Consider the following 18880-nt stretch of genomic DNA (forward strand, 5'->3'; position numbering starts at 1 on the left):
GTTGCGCCCAGCCCCACCCACAAACCCTCTCGTCTCCTCCGCGCCCCCCACACCCCCCGCCCCCCTCTCCTCGCCGGGGGCCTGCCGGGCCCCCCCCCCCCCCCCCCCCCCGACGTACCTGACGCTTCGGCCGACCGGGCTGACGCCTCGGCTCATGCCGGAAGCGTGTCGCCCTGGACGGCCTGGATGTCCAGCTCGACCTTGAGGGTCGTGCCGATGGCGGCGATACCGGCGGCGACGGCCTGGTTGTAGCTCATCGCGAAGTCGTCGCGGCGGAGCTGGGCGGTCGCACGGAAGGCGGCGCGGGTGCCGCCCCAGGCGTCGGGGCCGGTGCCGAGGTAGGCGACGTGGAGGTCGACGGAGCGGGTCTGCCCGTGCATGGAGAGCTCTCCGTGCACGGTCCAGCGGTCGGCTCCGGCCGGGTTGAGCCCGGTGGAGCGATAGACGATCTCGGGGAACGCCTCGACGTCGAGGAAGTCACCGCTGCGCAGGTGGTCGTCGCGCATCCGGTTGCCGGTGTCGATCGAGGCGGCGCGGATGACCGCCTCGACGCGGGACTTCTCCAGGTGGTCCGGGGCGATCTCGACGACCCCGGCGAAGTCGGTGAACCGGCCGCGCACGCTGGAGATGCCCAGATGCTGCGCGACCGCGCCGAGGCTGGAGTGGGCGGGGTCGATCGTCCACGGCCCCGGGGCCGGGAGCGAGGTGTCCCCCTGCCGGGTCAGCGTGACGGTGCCGAGCGCGGCCGTCCCCGAGGCGGTGACGATCGCGGTCGCCGCGGTGGGGGACCAGCCGATCGCGGTGATGATCGCGACGTACGGCCCGGGGGCGAGGACGGTGTCGTCGGTGACGACACCGTCCTCGTCGGCCTCGGCGCGCAGCACCTGACCGCCGGCCGTGTCGGTGAGGGTGACGACCGCGTGCGCGACGGCCCATCCGTCACGGGTGCGGATCTGTGCGGTCAGTGCCATCGCGGATCAGTCCTCGGGGTGGGAGAGGACGATCTCGTGGCCGTCCACGCCGTGGCCGGTGAGGCTCACGGCGCTGGCCGCGGGCGGGTAGCTGGTCGCCAGGACGGTGTAGTCGCCGCTGTCGAGATCGGCGAAGGCGTACGCCCCGTCAGCACCCGTCGTCGCCGTCCCGGCCACGTTGCCGGCGGCGTCGACCAGCGTCACCCGGGCGTCGGCGAGGGGCCCGAAGGCCGCCTTGACGACACCGGTCAGGCGGGCGCCGGTGACCAGCTCCACCTCGAGACGGGTGACGCCGGTGGCGCCGATCTCGATCGGCACCGCGTGCGGGCGGTAGCCCTCGGCGTTGACCGCGACCGTGGCCGGACCCGGGACCAGCTCGTCGACGAAGAAGGTGCCGTCGGCGACGGTGGTGCCGGTGGAGAGCAGGTCGCCGCGTACGTCGGTCACGATCACCATCGCGCCCTGGATCGGCGCGCCGTCCTCACCGCGACGCACGATGCCCTTGAGGCCGGTGGTGCCGCTGAGCAGGAGGTCGTACGCCACCGGCTCACCGCCCACGACCACCGTGGAGGCCTGCGGCTGGAAGCCGTCGGCCGACGCGATCAGCACGTACGTCCCGGGGCCAGGTGCGTCCACCGAGTAGGCGCCGTCGGCGTGGGCGACCGAGCGTCCGAGCTGACGCCCGGACAGCGAGATCAGCGTGACCGCGGCGTACGGGACCGGGACGCTCCCGGAACCGCGGACGAACCCGTGCAGCGGGGTCCCGTGGGAGACGGGAGCAGCGTGCTGCTCGGTCACCCCGGCGACGGCCTCGGCGACGGCTGCGGGGGAGTCCTCCTCGGCAGCCTGGGCGAGCCCGGACCTGGTCTTGAGCGGCACCTCCTTGATGAACAGCACGAACAGCAGCGCGATCACGGCAACCGCGGAGGCGACCAGGAAGATGTCGGCGATGCCGTGCCCGTAGGCACTCTCCAGCACCGACCGCAGCGGCTCGGGCACCTTGTCCATGTCCGGGATCTCACCGGAGGTGCCCTGGGCCAGGGCGGCGTACTTCGGACCCAGGTCGGCGAGGCCGTCCTCGACGTAGTCGGTGACCCGGTGGGCCATCAGCGCGCCGAGCGCGGAGACGCCCATCGCGCCGCCGAGGCTGCGGAAGAAGGTGACCATGGAGCTGGCCGCGCCGAGGTCGGCGGGCGAGACCTGGTTCTGCGTGGAGAGGACCAGGTTCTGCATCGTCATACCGACGCCGAGCCCGAGGACCGCCATGAAGATCGCGACGTGCCAGTACTCGGTGTCGTAGCGGATCGTGCCGAGCAGGCCCAGCCCGCCGACGATGAGGACGGCGCCGACGACCAGCCAGGCCTTCCACTTCCCGGTGCGGGTGATGACCTGGCCGGAGATGGTCGAGGAGAGGAACAGTCCGGCGATCATCGGGATCGTCATCACGCCGGCCATCGTCGGCGACTCGTCGCGGGCGAGCTGGAAGTACTGGCTGAAGAAGATCGTGCCGGCGAACATCGCCACGCCGACGAAGAGCGAGGCGAGCGAGGAGAGCGTGATCGTGCGGTTGGCGAAGAGCCGAAGCGGGATGATCGGCTCCTTGGCCCGAGACTCGACGAGGACGAAGATCAGCAGGAGCAGCACGGAGCCGCCGACCATGGCCGCGGTCTCCCAGGAGGCCCAGTCGTACTTGTCGCCGGCGAAGGTCACCCAGATGAGCAGCAGCGAGACGCCGGCCGCCATGAAGAACGCGCCGGACCAGTCGACCTTGACGCCCTCGCGCCTGATGACCGGAAGGTGCAGGGTCTTCTGCAGCACGATGAACGCGATCACCGCGAACGGGATGCCGACGTAGAAGCACCAGCGCCAGCCGAGCGAGTCGGCGTCGGTGATGACGCCGCCGAGCAGCGGGCCGCCGACGGTGGCGACAGCGAAGACGGCGCCGAGGTAGCCCGAGTAGCGGCCGCGCTCACGCGGCGCGATCATCGCGGCCATGATGACCTGGGCCAGGGCGGTCAGACCGCCCATGCCGATGCCCTGGACCGCCCGGGCGGCGATCAGCTGCCCCGGGTTCTGGGCCAGCCCCGCGACGGCCGAGGCCGCCACGAAGAGGACCAGCGCGAGCTGCATGAGCACCTTCTTGCTGAACAGGTCGGCCATCTTGCCCCACAGCGGGGTGGTGGCCGTCATGGTCAGCAGGGAGGCCGTGACCACCCAGGTGTAGGCCGACTGCCCGCCGCCGATGTCGGCGATGATCTCGGGCAGCGCGTTGGAGACGATCGTGGAGGAGATCATCGCTACGAACATGCCGAGCAGCAGGCCCGAGAGTGCCTCCATGATCTCGCGGTGAGACATGTGGAAGCCGTCGCCGGACGCGCCTCCCGGCGGACCGGCGTGAGTCCGTTCGGCCGTTGTCGTTGCCATGGACTTCCCTTCTTCTATGAGCTCAGCGGGGTTGAGCGAAGCGTTGGTTGCGTACGTGGGTGAGCGAGTGCGCGGGGCAGGCGAGGCTGTCGTGCAGCTTGCCCATGAGCCGGATCAGCTCATGCACCTCGTGGTCGCTCCAGTCGCTGAGCCGTTCGGCGAGCAGCTCGGTGATGTGGTCGGAGAACCCGGCGAGCAGGTCGCGCCCGGAGTCGGTGAGACGCAGCAGGCGGGAGCGTCCGTCCGCCGGGTTGGGGGAGCGCTCGAGCCAGCCCTGATCGGCGAGGTACGAGACATGGCGACTGGTCACCGAGATGTCGATGGCGAGCAGGTCGGTGAGCTCGCTGATGGTCATCTCGCCGTGCTGGGACAGCAGACCCAGCACGCCCGCGGACCCGGCCGGTAGGTCGGGTGGGAGGTTGCGGGCCAGACCCTTCTTGACGGCCCCGACCTCGCTGAGTCGATGCATCAGGTCGCGGTAGGTCGCCTGCTCCATCATCGCCCCTCTGGTTGGTTGACTTTTACAACCTTATTGAGGATAGGGGAGCAATGCAAATTGCCACGCGGGATGAGACCGAAGTCACCGGGTGGGTCAGGCGACGGTGCCGCGGGCCGCCCAGGCGGTCGCGGTGACCGTGAACGGGCCGTTCCCGAGCCGTCGCCGGGCGACCTCCTCGAGCGCCTTGCGGCCGGCGTCGTCGAGCGAGTTCACGTAGTCGCCGGCCGGGCCGACGCCGAAGGTGTAGGGGTCCCACCAGTCCTCGAAGGTCGGGTGGGTGACGCGGATGACTAGGCCGCTGGGCTCGACCTTGCGGAGGCCTGCGTCCCTGAACATCTGCTCGAGGTCACCCATCCGGGCGCCGGCGAGGAAGGCCTCGTCCTCGGCCTCCGGGTCGATCTCGTGCACGCACGCCCAGAACGGCGCGACGGCACCGGTGTCGGCGTCCCAGACGCACGCCGCGACGGTGCCGCCGGGACGGGTGACCCGGATCATCTCCTTGATGCCCGCCGCCGGGTCGGTCATGAAGTGCACGACCAGCTGGGCGAGCGAGACGTCGAACCAGTTGTCGGCGAAGGGGAGTGCCTCGGCCACGCCGGTGTGCACGTCCACCCTCGCCAGCTTCCTGGCGACCGCCTCGATGAAGGGCGGCGACGGATCGATGGCGGCCACCAGGTGGGCCTCGGTGAGCGTCACCAGGACGCGGGTGAGCGTGCCCGGCCCGCAGCCGACGTCGAGCACCCGCTGGCCCATGCTGACCCGGGCGAAGTCGGCGAAGTGGGGTGCGAGGGGTTCGGCGTAGCGGCCCATGAAACGGGCGTACCTCTCCGCGGCGACGTCGAACCCCATGCTTCAAACTAGGACTGCCGCCCGCCGGAACGACAGCCCCAAGTTCGGTATCTCCCGGCCCCGTGGGGCTAGTGCGTCGAGGGCGTCGTCGCGATCTCCGAGCGGTCGTCGGACCACAGCGTGTGGAAGGTGCCGTCCTTGTCCACACGCTTGTAGGTGTGGGCGCCGAAGAAGTCCCGCTGGCCCTGGATGAGCGCGGCCGGGAGCCGGTCGGCGGCGAGCGAGTCGAAGTAGGCGAGCGCCGAGGAGAACCCGGGTGCGGGGACGCCCGAGGCGGCCGCGATCCCGACGACGCGCCGCCACGCCTCCTCGCCGGAGGCGACCGCGTCGGCGAAGTAGGGGTCGACCAGCAGCGTCTCCAGGTCGGGCTTGGTGGCGTACGCATCCACGATCCGGTTGAGGAAGCGGGCCCGGATGATGCAGCCGGCCCGCCAGATCTTGGCGAGCGCGCCGAGGTCGATGTCCCAGCCGTACTCCTTCGCGCCGGCCACGATCAGGTCGAAGCCCTGCGCGTAGGCGACCACCTTCGAGGCATAGAGGGCCGCGCGTACGTCGTCGACGAACGTGTCGGGGACCTCGGGCGCCTTCGGGCGGTTGGTCACCGAGGCCCGCATCGCCCCGCGCTGGGCGGGCTTGGAGGAGACCGCCCGGGCGAAGACCGCCTCGCCGATGCCGGAGACCGGGATGCCCAGGCCGAGCGCGTTCTGCACCGTCCAGACGCCGGTGCCCTTCGAGCCGGCCTCGTCGAGAATCACATCGACCAAGGGGGCCCCGGTCTCGGCGTCCTTCTGGGCGAGCACCTCCGCGGTGATCTCGATCAGGTAGGACTCCAGGTCGCCGGTGTTCCAGTCCTGGAAGACGTCGACCAGCTGCTCCACCGAGAGCCCGCCCACCCGCCGGAGGAGGTCGTAGGCCTCCGCGATCAGCTGCATGTCGGCGTACTCGATGCCGTTGTGGACCATCTTCACGAAGTGGCCGGCGCCGTCGGTGCCGACGTGGGTCACGCACGGCTCGCCCTCCGCCACCGCGGCGATCGACTTCAGGATCGGGCCGAGCGTCTCCCAGGCCTCGGCCGAGCCGCCGGGCATGATCGAGGGGCCGTTGAGGGCGCCCTCCTCACCGCCGGAGATGCCGGTGCCGACGAAGTTCAGGCCCCGCTCGCGCAGCTCGCGCTCGCGGCGGATGGTGTCGTTGAAGTTGGCGTTGCCGCCGTCGACGATGATGTCGCCGGGCTCGAACCGCTCGGCCAGCTGCTCGATCACCGCGTCGGTGCCCTTGCCCGCCTGCACCATGATGATCGCCGTGCGCGGCTTGGCCAGCGTGGCCACGAAGTCGTCGATCGTCTCGGAGGCGAGAAAACCGGCCTCGGGATGCTCGGTGACGAGCTCCTCGGTGCGGGCGTAGGTGCGGTTGTAGACCGCCACCGTGTTGCCCTCGCGGGAGGCCAGGTTGCGGGCCAGGTTGGAGCCCATCACGGCCAGGCCCACCACACCGATGTTCGCGCGGCCACTGTCGTTGTTCGGCATCATGCTCCTCGTGTGAGTCGGTGATGCCATTCAACTCCGCTCGTCAAGCAGCGACGGTGGGTGGCTCGGCGCGAAAACGCGCCGGCCGTCCGTCGACGCCGAGCACCCGCCAGGACCACCGGGCCAGCGGCGTACGCAGCCCGAGGTTGTCGAAGAGCATCCTGACGTCGGCGAAGAGATGACGACGGAACGCGGCCGCCTCGGGGCCGGTGCCCCAGACCTCGCGGGCGACCGAGTCGGGCATACCCATGAGCTCCCGGTCGGCACGGGACGGGACGATGATCGCGTCGGAGCCCAGGCGCATCGCGAGCGGCGTGAGGATGCCGAGGGCCAGGCGCGAGACCGGGTTGAGCGACGGCGCGTGCTCCTCGAGCCAGGCGTGCGCGAAGCCGATGTGGCGGGCCTCCTCGGCGATGTGGATGGCCATGATCCGGTCCAGGAGCGGGTGGGTACCGCCGGAGCGCATGACCTCCTTCTGCACGTGGTCGATCGGCTCCTCGCCGGCCAGGATGATCGCGAAGAAGAGCGCCGGGTAGAGCCCGCCGAGGTGTCCCACCAGCGGGATCGAGCGCATCAGCCAGCCGGGCGCGCCGGCGACGTCGGGGCAGACCCGGTTGGTGAACTCCTGGAACATCTGGATGTGGTGGGTCTCCTCGGTGAGCTCGTGCATGAAGTAGCGGAACTCGGGGTCGCCGTTGTCGACGCCCATCAGGAACTGGGTGCCGCCGAGGAGGAGCAGCTGCTCGAACTGGGAGCCGGTCTTGACGATCGCGGTGAGGCGATGCCGGCCGACCTCGATCTGGCGCGCCTTGGGCAGCGACTGATACCAGGGGTGGGCGCCGAGCAGGTCGAGCGGGGGCAGGATCCAGCGCTCGTCGTCCTCGTCGATCGCCATCTCCGGGGCGTCCCAGTCGATGTCCTTGAACGCGTTGAAGTACTTCTCGACCGACGCCTCCGACAACGTACGCAGCGTCTCGTCGTACGCCCGGCGGGGCTGGGCTCCGAACGGCTGGGGTCTGATCATCCGGACCGGGGTGCCGGCGACGGCGCCCACGTAGCCACCGATCGAGCGAAGTGTCTGCACAACCATCCGAGCCTCCTTGCGACGTTGGTCTATCAACCAATGTACATGGGATTTGTGTCCCGGGAATCTGGATGGAGCGAGAAATCTTGATTTCAGCAGATCTCGGCGGCGAGCGCCTTGCGGACTCCGGCGACGAGGTCCTCCGGCGTCCGGGCGGGGCGGTCGAAGGTCGTGCGCGCGCTGTGGGCGCCGCGCTCGTCGACCCACTGGAACTCGAAGCCCTCCGCGCTCAGGCCGGTGATCTGGGCGGCCAGGATGCTGTCGGCCGGGATGTAGCAACGGGTCGCGACGGCCTCGCGCAGCTCCTCGCCGTGCTGGTTGTTGAGGTGGTCCTGGTTGCGGTGGATCACGCCGTCGTTGAGGTCGAGGTCGCGGTCGGTGAAGGCGTCGAGCGGGATCGGCACCGCCTCGCCGGTGGGGTGGACCAGGATGACGTTGGAGACGTCCATGACGATCTCCTCCCACTCCGTCTCGCAGCACGTGCAGGCATCCGTACGCAGCCACCGCAGCGTGCCGGTCAGGCGGACCGCCTCGCCGTTGCCGAGCGCGCCCTGGAGGACCAGCACGACATGGCTGCCGCGACGGCCGGCGTACGCCATCCGTCGCTCGGGCGGGCACAGGAAGGTCGGCCGCCCGCCGTCGTCGGCGAAGCCCTGCATCTCGAGCTCCTCCAGCGAGTAGGGGATGCCGTCGATGACCACGTTGCCCCCGCGGGGGCAGGACAGGATGCTGCGGGCAATGCGGGGAGTCGACTCCATGACACCTCCATGTTTAGGTAAGGCTTACCTAAACATGGAGGCGCCTGGTGGGGCAAGGGGGCGGGCTACCCGCCGACGTGCACCTGGGGTCGCCGCTGTTCCTCGGGCTCGGCCTTGCGGAGGATCTCGTGCGTCAGGGGCGGGATGTCACCCTCACCGGCCAGCCAGAACCGCAGTGCGTTGTCGGCCGGCGCCCGCTCGGACCACTCGAAGTAGACGTGCGGGACCTGGTCGTCGAGGTCGCGCACGTGCAGCAGGAAAGCGGCGATGGCGTTCGGCACGCTCGACCCGGTCGCGCGCAGGATGCGGTGCTTGCCGACCTGGACGCTGGTGACCTCGACGAGCGTCTCGAACTCGCTCGCGTCGGTGACCTCGACCTCGAGGAAGATCCGGTCCTCGTGGTCGCCGAGGTGGTTGTCGAGCTGCACCTCGGCCATCTTCTCGTCGTACTCGTCGCTGTCGCCGGCCTGCAGCTTGTTGGCGATGAACCGGATCGGGCGCGGGTCGGCGATCGAGATGTCGAGGACCTTCTGGGCGCCCTGGTCGATGTCGACCCGGTTGACCCGCAGCTCGGTGCTGCGCATGATCCGGGAGTAGACGCTGACCACGAGGATCATCACGACGAAGATCAGCGCGATGAGCAGGCCCTCGGGCCGCTCGATGATCGTGACCGAGATCGTGTAGACGAAGATCGCGCTGACCACTCCGAAGAACAGGCCACGACTCCGACGGCCCCGCCGCCACTCGGTCAGGGTGACGGCCACGGCGGCCGACGTCATCAACGCCAGTACGCCGGTGGCGTACGCCCCTGCCTGGGCGTTGACGTCGGCGCTGAACAGGAGCGTGACCACCGCGGCGATGACCGTGAACACCAGGGTCAGCGGCCGGGTCAGACGGGCCCAGTCGGGCGCCATCCCGTAGCGGGGCAGGTAGCGCGGCACGATGTTGAGCAGACCGGCCATCGCGCTGGCACCGGCGAACCACAGGATGCCGATCGTGGCGATGTCGTAGGCGGTCCCGAAGGCGTCGCCGAACCGCTCGTGCGCCAGGTAGGCCAGCGCGCGCCCGTTGGCCTCGCCGCCCTCCTCGAACTGCTCGCCGGGGATCAGCAGGGTGGTGACCAGGGTGGAGCTGAGCAGCATCACGCTCATGATCAACGCGGCGCTGGTGAGCAGCTTCTTGGCGTTGCGGATCCGCCCGAGGGGAGCCTCCTGGGTGTCGCTGGGGTCGCCCTTGACCAGCGGCATCACGACCACGCCGGTCTCGAACCCGGACAGGCCGAGCGCGAGGGCGGGGAAGACGATGAGCGCCGCGCCGATGACCCCGAGCGGGATCGCGTGCTCGGCGGAGATGGCGTCGGTCCAGTTGGAGAAGACCTCGGGGTGGGTCAGTGCCTCGACGAGGCCCTCGACGGTGACGACAGCGCTGAGCCCGATGAAGACGACGACCAGCACCACGGCGATGCCGATCGCCTCCTTGAAGCCCTTGAGGAACACGCCGCCGAGCAGTGCCAGCAGGAGCAGGGTCACCACGACCTGCTTGCCGCTGAGCGCGTCGTGGAGGAAGGGGTTCTCGAGCATGTGCGCCGCGGCGTCGGCGGCCGAGAGCGTCATGGTGATGACGAACCCGGTGGCCACGAACCCGAGCAGGGCCAGCACCAGCAGCTTGCTCGACCAGTACGACAGCAGCCGCTCCAGCATCGAGAGGCTGCCGTCGCCGTGAGGGCTCTCCTCGGCCACCCGGCGATACATCGGCAGTGCTGCGAAGAGGGTGATGAGTACCAGTACGAGCGTCGCGAACGGCGCGATCGCGCCGGCCGCCAGCGCGGCGATCGCCGGCTGGTAGCCGAGCGTGGAGAAGTAGTCGACGCCCGTCAGGCACATCACCCTCCACCAGGGCTGGGTCTGATGGTTGGCGGAGACGTCCGACTCGCTCTCGTAGAAGCCTTCCGGCTCCGGCTCGTCGGAGGTCAGCAGCCATTGCCCCAACCGTGATGCGGCCATGTCGCGCAACTTTCTCGTCTCTGGTCCAGAACGACGCGCGAGCCTACTCGAACAGGGCCGCGCGAGACGCTTTCGGCGGCGCGTCGCACGGCCGCCCGGCGGCGATCGCCGAGCCGGTCGAGAGCGAGGCGGACGAGATCCCGGGGCGGGTCGCTCAGAAGCCGATCGGTAGACCGGCGTAGTTCTCCGCGAGCCCGGCGGCGGCGTGCTCGCTGGAGGTCACCCAGCGCAGCTGGGAGAGCTGGAGCTCGGTGTCGAAGGGGTCCTCGGCGGTGTGCAGCATCGTCGTCATCCACCAGGAGAAGTGGGTGCAGCGCCACACCCGGCGCAGCGCGGTCTCGGAGTAGTCGTCGGCCAGCCTGGAGTCGCCCTTGAGCAGCGCGGTGAGCGCCGGCGCCAGCAGGGCGACGTCGGCGACCGCGAGGTTGAGCCCCTTGGCGCCGGTCGGCGGGACGATGTGGGCGGCGTCGCCGGCCAGGAAGAGCCGGCCGTGGCGCATCGGCGTGGACACGTGCGAGCGCATCGGCAGGACGCTGCGATCGGTGATCGGGCCCGGCTGCAGCGCCCAGCCGTTCTGGCCGTGGCCGAGCCGCGCCGCGAGGGCGTCCCAGATCTGGTCGTCGGACCAGCTCGCCGGGTCGGTCCCGTTGGGCACCTGGAGGTAGAAGCGCGAGACGCTCTCCGAGCGCATCGAGTGCAGCGCGAAGCCGTCGGGGTGCCAGGCGTAGATGAGCTCGTCGGTCGAGGGGGCGACGTCGGCGAGGATGCCGAACCAGCTGTAGGGGTAGGTGCGGTCCCAGCTCTCCCGTGCCGGGATGGCGGCGCGGCTGGGGCCGAAGGAGCCGTCGCAGCCGACGATCACATCGGCGGTGATTCGGCGAGCGGCACCGGTTGCGTCGGTGAAGGTGACCGACGGCCGGTCACTCTCGAGGTCGTGCAGGGCGGTGTCGCGGACCTCGTAGTGGACGACCTGCCCGGCGGCACGCCGGGCGTCGATCAGGTCCTTCTGCACCTCGGTCTGCCCGTAGACGTAGACCGCCCGGCCGACCAGGTCGACGAAGTCGAGGTGGTGGCGCTCCTCGGGCCACTGCAGGTAGATCCCCCGGTGCTCGTCGGCGTCGCGGGCGAGCCGGTCGCCGAGGCCGACCTCGGTGAGCAGGTCGACGCTCGACTGCTCCAGGATGCCGGCTCGGATCCGGGCTGCGACGTACTCCTCCGACCGGGTCTCGACCACGACCGAGTCGACCCCGTCGGCGGCGAGGAGATGGCTCAGCAGCATCCCCGCGGGGCCGGCACCGACGATCACAACCTGCGTACGTTCTTCTGGCATGGGGCGAGTCAACCCCTGTTCCGGTGGCCGCCGCCAGCGCCTTCTTCCGGTGAGTGGAAAGACGCTGGAGTGGAACCTGTTATCGAATAGCGCGGACGGGCTCTTGTGTCGGCTCCGACACCTCCCTACGGTCGAGGCAACCGACTTGTGACCCGAGTCACAACCAGCGAAGGAGCGCCCTGATGCCCGACGTTCTTGCCGACCGCGCCGCCCTCGAGTCCCAGATCGGCGACCGGACCATGGTCGATGTTCTCGCCGAGGTGGTCGCCCGACGCGGCGCCGAGCCGGCCTTCTCCGACCGGCACACCGCCGACGGCACCGGCTGGCGCACGCTGACCTGGGCCGAGCTGCACCAGCGCGCCCGCGAGCTGGCCGCCGCCTACATCGCCGCCGGACTCCAGCCGGGGGAGTCGGTCGCGATCATGGCCGCCAACCGCATCGAGCACGTCGTCGCCGACCTGGCCGCGGTGCTCGCCGGCGGTGTGCCGATCAGCATCTACAACACCCTCGCGCCCGACCAGGTGGGCTACGTCGCCGAGCATGCCGACCCGCGGATCGTGGTGCTGGAGACCGACGATCACGTCGCTCGCTGGGCGCTCGGTCTGAAGCGCGAGGAGATCCGCCGTGTCGTCACCATCGACACCGCGGTGGCCGATGACCCGCGGGCGGTGGCGTGGGACGACTTCGTCGCCTCCGGCGCGTCGGCGCTCGCCGAGGTGGGCGATGAGCTGGACGCGCGCAGCGCGGCCGTGACCCCTGACGACACCGTCACGATGCTCTACACCTCGGGCACGACCGGGCAGCCCAAGGGAGTGGTGCTCACCCACCGCAACATCGTCTTCGAGACCACCAGCTCGCTGTCGACCTCGGGGATCGAGGAGCCGGGGATCCTGGTCTCCTACCTGCCGTTCGCGCACATCGCCGAGCGGGTGCTCAGCCTCTACATCCCCCAGTTCAACGGCGGTCACGTCTACCTCATCCAGGACCCGTCGCTCCTGCTCGGCACCCTCCAGGAGGTGCACCCGACCAGCTTCTTCGGGGTGCCGCGGGTGTGGGAGAAGATCCGCACCGGCGTCACCGCGCTGCTCGCCGCCGAGACCGACGACGCCAAGCGGGAAGCCGTGGAGAAGGCGATGGCGGTCGGGCTCGCCTACGTCGAGTCGCAGCAGACCGGACAGACGACCTCCCCCGAGCTGCAGGCGGCCTATGACCAGGCCGATGCGGCGGTGCTGTCCACGATGCGCGCCCTGCTCGGCCTCGACAGGGTCGAGTGGGCGGCCAGCGCGGCCGCACCGATGCCGATCGAGGTGGCCCGCTTCTTCGCCGGGCTGGGCATCAAGGTCTACGACGTCTACGGGATGACCGAGACCACCGGCGCCGCGACCGCCAACGGACCCGAGGGTTTCCGGCTCGGCACGGTCGGCCGGCCCCATCCCGGGATCGAGATGCGCATCGCCGAGGACGGCGAGATCCTGTTCCGTGGGCCGATCACGACTCCTGGCTACATACGCCGGCCGGAGGCGACCGCGACGCTCCTCGACGCCGACGGCTGGCTGCACACCGGCGACATCGGCTCGCTCGACGAGGACGGCTTCCTCAGCGTCGTCGACCGCAAGAAGGAGATGATCATCAACTCCGCGGGCAAGAACATCGCCCCGTCCAACATCGAGAACCTCCTCAAGGAGAGTCCGCTGGTCGGCCACGCGATGGTGGTCGGCGACGGGCGTTCGTACGTGGTCGCCGTCCTCACCCTCGACGGCGAGATCGCTCCCGTGGTCGCCCAGAAGCTCGGCGTCGAGGCCGGGTCGCTCGCCGAGCTGGCTCAGCACCCGGTGATCCGGGGTGCGGTGGGCCAGGCCGTCGAGGCGGCCAACGCCCGGCTGTCGCGTCCCGAGCAGGTCAAGGCGTTCGAGCTGCTCGGCGAGGAGTGGACCGCCGAGTCCGAGGAGCTCACCCCGACCCTGAAGCTCAAGCGGCGCGTGGTGAGCAAGAAGTACGCCGACATCATCGACGGCCTCTACGCCGAGGGGTGAGCCGCACGGGCGGCCCGCGTCCGGATCCTGACGCCGGAGTCTCTTTCTCAGGGGCCGCGGGGTAACGTCGAGACCGACTTGTTCGGGCGGGTCAGGAGGTCTGCAATGCGTTGCTTCATCGTCGTCAAGGAGCGCAGCGACGCCGAGAGATGGGACTGGGTTCTGGCCGGTCCCGAGGTGTCGTCGGCGGGGTCGCTCGGTGCCCGCGGGACCGAGGACGCCATCATCGCGGCGGTCGGGGCGGCGTACGACGCGCTCGTCGAGATCGCTCCGGTGCAGGTCGTGGTCGCGCTGCCGTCCAACTCCAGGTTCTGGATGCTGACCGACGAGATCGCGGACGCCTACCCGGGGGTCACCATGGTGCCGTTCGCCGAGGAGGACGCCGACATCCGCGCGGAGGCGGTGGAGGCGCTGGCGATTCACCGCGCCGGCCCGCTGCCGCCGCTGGTGGTGGCGACCGACGGCTCGGCGCACCGTGGGTTCATCGGGTGGGGCTGGCTCGCCGGCGACGGCCAGCACGGCTTCGGCCGGCAGGTGCCCAACGCCCGGATCCGGGACCCGCAGTCGCTGGTGGTCCTGGCCGAGCTGCAGGCGATCGCGGAGGCGGTGCGCGCGCTGCCGCGTCGCACGCTGACCATCCGGACCGACTCGCGGGTCGCGCTAGCGCTGATCTCGGACTGGCTCAAGGGCGGGCTGTCGATGCCGAAGGGCTACGAGACCGAGCATCGCGCCGAGCTCGCGGGCTTGACCCGGATGCACGACGAGCTGTGCCGCGAGTCCGGCCGGCTCTCCTTCGAGTGGGTGCGCGGCCACGTCGGCGAGGCGCTCAACGAAGGCGCCGACTCGCTGGCGAAGCTCGCCCGGCGCTTCGCCGAGGGGACCTGGGGGCTGACGGCCGACGAGATTCCCGAGCGGGCGCGGGCGATCGCGGAGACGTTCGCCGCACCGTTGGCCTCGGGCTCCGCGTCCGCCGGGTAGGTTCGCCTGTCGTGAGTTCTCCGACGGTCACCATCGCCCCGGACGAGCCCGCGCAGATCCGAGCGCGGCTCGATGCGCTGGGGCTGGACGGCATCTTCGACGTACACACCCACTTCCTGCCCGAGCGGATGCTCGACAAGGTGTGGGCCTACTTCGACTCGGCCGGGCCGCTGACCGGGCGGGCGTGGCCGATCGCCTACCGGCACTCCGAGGAGGAGCGCCTCCGGGTGCTGCGAGACCTCGGCGTACGTCACTTCTCCGCCCTCACCTATCCGCACAAGCCGGGGATGGCGGCGTGGCTGAACCAGTGGGGTGCGGAGTTCGCGGCCGACAAGCCGGACTGCCTGCAGTCGGCGACGTTCTACCCGGAGCCGGGTGCGGGCGACTACGTGCGTGAGGCGGTCGAGGCGGGCGCGCAGATCTTCAAGGCGCACGTCCAGGTCGGTGACTACGACCCCAACTCGCCGCTGCTGGACCCGGTCTGGGAGGTGCTCTCGCAGTCGCGTACGCCGCTGGTGATCCACTCCGGCCACGGGCCGGCGCCGGGGCGGTTCACCGGGCCGGCCGGGATGGAGGCACTGCTCGGACGCTATCCCGACCTGGTGCTGGTCGTGGCCCACATGGGACTGCCGGACTACGCGCGCTTCCTCGACCTGGCGGAGAAGTACGACGGCGTGCATCTGGACACGACCATGGCCTTCACCGTCTTCACCGAGGCATCGACGCCCTTCCCGGCCGAGGAGCTGCCGCGGCTGAAGGCGCTGGGGGAGCGGGTGCTGTTCGGGAGCGACTTCCCGAACATCCCCTACCCCTATCTCGAGGCGGTCGACGGGGTTCTGGGGCTCGGGCTCGGGGACGACTGGGCCCGCGCGGTGCTCCACGAGAACGCTGCGCGGCTCTTCGGGCTGTCCTCGAACCGCTGAGCAACCGCGGTCTCGTCGCCGCTGCCCGTGAGGAGCTGGACGATGTCGGGGACCCCGAGCGCAAGCCGGTTGAACCGGGGCGACTCCATGGCGACGACCAGGTGCTTGGCGAGCTCGATCTCGTCGCGGGCCCACGGGATCAGCCCGGCGCGATCCAGGTTGGCCGAGTTGGCGGCGCCGTGGCCGGAGATCGAGCGGTAGGTGATCACCGGCGTGCCCGAGGCCAGGGCCTCCAGCGAGGTGAAGCCGCCGGCGTTCTGGACGACGCAGTCGCTGGTCGCCATCAGGGCACGTACGTCGGTGCGCCAGCCGAGCGCCACCACACCGGGGATCCGCTCCAGGCGACGCTTGAGGCAGGAGTCGGTCGCGCAGAGGACGATCGGGGTCATGTCGCTGTGCTCGAGGATGTCGCGGGCGGTCTGCTCGAGCGCGCCGGCGCCCAGCGAACCGCCGGTGACCAATGCCCGCGGGCCCTCGAGGCCGAGGTCCGCCAGGGGGTCGGGAAAGACCTCCCCGGGGACGTACGCCGCACCCGGCGGGACCAGCGGCTGGACCACGGCCGCCGTGCCGCCGAGCATGCGCGCCTCGTGGGCCGCGACCTCGTGGATGGCGAGGTTGAGGTCGATGCCGGGGTTGATCCACAGCGCCGGGACGGCGGCGTCGGTGAGGTAGGTGACGGCGGGCACGGTGAGCTGCCCCGTGGCGCGCAGGTGGCCGATGACCTGGGAGCAGAACGGGTGGGTGGAGATGACCAGGTCGGCGCCGTGCATGGCGTCGGTGAGGTTGCGCGTGGAGAGGCGGAGGACCTGGTTGAAGGGTCTGTGGAGCGGGCGTCCCGGCATGACCAGGCTCATCGTGGTGCCCCAGGACTCGGGGCTGACCTGGAGCTGCATCTTGTAGCCGAACTTCAGCCCGTGCCCGAGCCGCCAGGGCATCAGGTCGACGAAGTCGAAGATCTCGACGTCACATCCGGCCTCCCCGAGTGCTCGGGAGATCTCCCGGGAGGCCGAGTTGTGGCCCGCGCCGTAGCTCGCCGAGATGATCGCCACACGAGGTGTCGTGCCGGGCCGGATGTGGAGGAGGGGTGCGAGCCGCTCCGAGTCGATGGACATGCGCCGGATTCTGTACGTGCGGTGTGACGTTGTGGTGAACGGGGGCACCCCGGGGCGTCACTCTTCATCGTCGGTTCGTCTCCCCGAACCTGCGGGCGTTCTATGGTTCATCCTGTGATCACCGCCCGGGCATTGCGCACTCGAGCGCGATCGGCGGTCGCCGAGCTGGGCGGCGGCCCCTCGGCGGTGGCCGTGGTGATGCGCCGGGTCGTGGCGGCGTTCGCAGAGGCGCGGGGAATGGCGCTCACCGACGCGGCCCTGGACGCGGCGGGTCTGTTGTCCTGTGCCGCGGACCGTTCGTCGTCGGATCGTCTGCTGTCGAACTATCTGTTCCCGGACGGGACCGGGTTGGACGGTCTGGTGCTGGAGGAGATCGGCTACGTCTACGAGGCCCTGCTCGAGGACTCCTCACGACGCGACAACGGCGCCCACTACACCCCGCCCGAGCTGGCCGACGAGGTCGTCGCCCACGCCTTGGCGCCGGTCGCGTCCCCGGATGCGACCGTGGTCGACATCGCCGCCGGGACCGGCGTCTTCCTCCTCGCCTCCGCGCGCTACCTGGCGTCGTCGTGCCGGCTGCCGATGGCCGAGATCGTCACCCGCTGCCTCTACGGCGCCGACATCGACCCGGTCGCGGTCGACATCGCGAAGCTGTCGCTCTGGCTGCTCTGCGAGGACCCTTCGCTCCCGCTGACGTTCCTCGACGACCGGATCCTGTGCGGCAACTCGCTGGTCGGGTTCGTCGACGCGGACGAGCTGCCCGACGGTGTCGGTGACCCGAAGGCGTACGCCGACGCGATGGTCGCCGTCGCACTGCCGCTGGGTGGCCGGCCGGGGAGACGGCTCGAGGAGGCGTACGCAGCGCTGGGCCGGGCCCGGCGACTCCCCGTTCCCTCCGTCCGGCCGATCCACTGGGCGCTGGCCGCCCCCGAGGTGATGGCGCGTGGCGGCTTCGACGCGGTCGTCGGCAACCCGCCCTACCTCGGGGTGAAGCGGGTGCGGGACGCGATCGGTCAGGAGCTGCGGGACTACCTCGCGCACACGCTCGCCGCGGGCACGACGAGGCGGGCCGACTACGTCATCTACTTCCTGCTCCGCGCCGCCGCCCTCAGCCGCGGCGAGATCGGGCTGATCACCACCGACTCGATCAGCGAGGGCGATACCGCACGGTTCGGCCTCGGTGCGCTCCTGGACCGCGGCTGGCAGGTCGCCCGGGCAGAAAGGTCGGCGCCGTGGCCGACGGCAGGAGTGCGGTTCGCGAAGATCTGGCTCACCACCCGGCCGCTCGACAGCGCGTGGCTCGACGGGCGCTCGGTCCCTGCGATCACCGGGACGCTCGAGGATGGCTTCTCGCTCCCCGAGCCGGCCCGGCTGGACCTCGAGGTCCCGCTGCCGCACGGCTACCAGGGCACGATCGTGCTCGGGCGCTCGCTCGTGCTGACTCCGTCCGAGGCTGAGGCGCTCGGCCGCGGGCTCCTCGGGCACACGGTGCGGCCCTATCTGAGCGGCGAGGACCTGGTGACCCCGTGTGGTTCGACCGCCTCCCGCTTCGTGCTCGACGTCGGCAAGCTGGGGCTCGAGGAGCTCGCCGAGGACCGCCCGCTCGCGCGTCTGGTGCGGTCCAAGGTGCGCGCCGAGCGCCGCCGACAGTTCGTGAAGTACCCCCAGCTCAAGGAGCGCTGGTGGGGCTTCCTCAGCCCGGTCGACGAGCTCTACCGCGACGCCGCCGGGCTCTCGCACGTCATCGCGTTCAGCAAGCACAGCAAGCACCTGTGGCCGGTCATGGTCGGTGCCGACCATGTCTTCTCCAACGGCCTGGTCGTCTACCCGACGCAGGATGCTGCTGCGTACGCGTTCCTGGCCTCCGACCTCCACCGCGTCTGGGCGATGCGCGCCGGCGGCACCATGCTCAACACCGCCTACCGCTACAACCCCTCGCGCCTGCGCGCCACCTATCCGTTCCCGGCGGACCTCGCGCCGCTCCGCCCGGCAGGGGCTGCGCTGCTCGCAGCCCTGGAGCGGGTCGGCGACGAGCGCCACATCGGCATCACCGGCGTACTCAACCTCGTCGGCGACCCCGATATCCACGACTCCGCGACCACCGATCTCCGCCAGGCGATCGCCGACGTCAACCACGCCACCGCCCGCCTCCACGGCATCGACGAGTCCCTGGCCACCCCCGACCTGACCCCCTCCGGCTTCGGCCTCACCCCCACCCGCCAGCGAGCCCTCATGGCCGCCCTCGTCGCCCAGAACCTAGCCCTCGCCGAGACGTCAGGTACGTCGGCCGAGACGTCAGGTACGTCGGCCGAGACGTCAGGTACGTCGGCCGAGACGTCAGGTACGTCGGCCGAGACGTCAGGTACGTCGGCCGAGACGTCACGTACGTC

At 70.5% G+C, this 18880-nt stretch carries 14 protein-coding genes; 4 read left to right on the forward strand and 10 right to left on the reverse strand.

Annotation, left to right across the window (positions count from 1 at the left end):
• Positions 1–152: 152 nt before the first annotated feature.
• From ACIA03_RS19245 to ACIA03_RS19285, 9 genes are all read right to left on the reverse strand, one after another.
• Positions 153–971, reverse strand: a complete 819-nt coding sequence (locus tag ACIA03_RS19245) for a YceI family protein (protein WP_396985401.1) — start codon at positions 969–971, stop codon at positions 153–155.
• Positions 972–977: 6 nt separating this feature from the next.
• Positions 978–3395 carry an MFS transporter gene (locus ACIA03_RS19250; protein ID WP_396985403.1) on the reverse strand — a complete coding sequence of 806 codons (2418 nt, stop codon included), beginning with the start codon at positions 3393–3395 and terminating at the stop codon, positions 978–980.
• A gap of 22 nt (positions 3396–3417) precedes the next feature.
• On the reverse strand, positions 3418–3891 hold the full coding sequence (locus ACIA03_RS19255) for a MarR family winged helix-turn-helix transcriptional regulator (RefSeq protein ID WP_396985405.1): 474 nt from the start codon (positions 3889–3891) through the stop codon (positions 3418–3420).
• A 96-nt stretch (positions 3892–3987) separates the two neighbouring features.
• Positions 3988–4743 (reverse strand): class I SAM-dependent methyltransferase, encoded by a 756-nt coding sequence (locus ACIA03_RS19260; protein ID WP_396985407.1) that lies wholly within the window; start codon positions 4741–4743, stop codon positions 3988–3990.
• 68 nt (positions 4744–4811) lie between these two features.
• Positions 4812–6269, reverse strand: coding sequence for an NADP-dependent phosphogluconate dehydrogenase (gndA, locus tag ACIA03_RS19265; RefSeq protein WP_396985409.1), 1458 nt, complete (start codon positions 6267–6269; stop codon positions 4812–4814).
• Between the two features lie 43 nt (positions 6270–6312).
• On the reverse strand, positions 6313–7359 hold the full coding sequence (locus tag ACIA03_RS19270; RefSeq protein WP_396985411.1) for a diiron oxygenase: 1047 nt from the start codon (positions 7357–7359) through the stop codon (positions 6313–6315).
• 86 nt (positions 7360–7445) lie between these two features.
• Entirely contained in the window at positions 7446–8111 is a 666-nt protein-coding gene (locus tag ACIA03_RS19275) for a DUF2470 domain-containing protein (protein ID WP_396985413.1), read from the reverse strand.
• Positions 8112–8176: 65 nt separating this feature from the next.
• Positions 8177–10114: an amino acid transporter gene (locus tag ACIA03_RS19280; protein WP_396985415.1), complete on the reverse strand. Its 1938-nt coding sequence runs from the start codon at positions 10112–10114 to the stop codon at positions 8177–8179.
• Positions 10115–10268: 154 nt separating this feature from the next.
• Positions 10269–11444, reverse strand: a complete 1176-nt coding sequence (locus tag ACIA03_RS19285; RefSeq protein ID WP_396985417.1) for a 4-hydroxybenzoate 3-monooxygenase — start codon at positions 11442–11444, stop codon at positions 10269–10271.
• Positions 11445–11626: 182 nt separating this feature from the next.
• Between ACIA03_RS19285 and ACIA03_RS19290 the strand changes: the two genes are divergently transcribed.
• The 3 genes from ACIA03_RS19290 to ACIA03_RS19300 all read left to right on the forward strand — a co-directional run bounded on the left by ACIA03_RS19290 (position 11627) and on the right by ACIA03_RS19300 (position 15378).
• Positions 11627–13477: an AMP-dependent synthetase/ligase gene (locus tag ACIA03_RS19290; protein ID WP_396985419.1), complete on the forward strand. Its 1851-nt coding sequence runs from the start codon at positions 11627–11629 to the stop codon at positions 13475–13477.
• Between the two features lie 105 nt (positions 13478–13582).
• The gene (locus ACIA03_RS19295; RefSeq protein WP_396985421.1) at positions 13583–14455 is read left to right on the forward strand and encodes an RNase H family protein; all 873 of its coding nucleotides are present in this window, start codon (positions 13583–13585) and stop codon (positions 14453–14455) included.
• Between the two features lie 11 nt (positions 14456–14466).
• Entirely contained in the window at positions 14467–15378 is a 912-nt protein-coding gene (locus ACIA03_RS19300; RefSeq protein WP_396985423.1) for an amidohydrolase family protein, read from the forward strand.
• On the opposite strand, the gene ACIA03_RS19305 is transcribed toward ACIA03_RS19300, so the two are convergent.
• Positions 15267–16490, reverse strand: coding sequence for a galactosyldiacylglycerol synthase (locus ACIA03_RS19305; protein ID WP_396985425.1), 1224 nt, complete (start codon positions 16488–16490; stop codon positions 15267–15269). The genes ACIA03_RS19300 and ACIA03_RS19305 overlap by 112 nt on opposite strands.
• Positions 16491–16604: 114 nt before the next feature.
• Between ACIA03_RS19305 and ACIA03_RS19310 the strand changes: the two genes are divergently transcribed.
• The coding region (locus ACIA03_RS19310) for an Eco57I restriction-modification methylase domain-containing protein (RefSeq protein WP_396985427.1) at positions 16605–18880 on the forward strand (2276 nt) is incomplete at its 3' end.

This window comes from Nocardioides sp. NPDC051685 (genome assembly GCF_044453405.1).
Lineage (GTDB): Bacteria > Actinomycetota > Actinomycetes > Propionibacteriales > Nocardioidaceae > Nocardioides.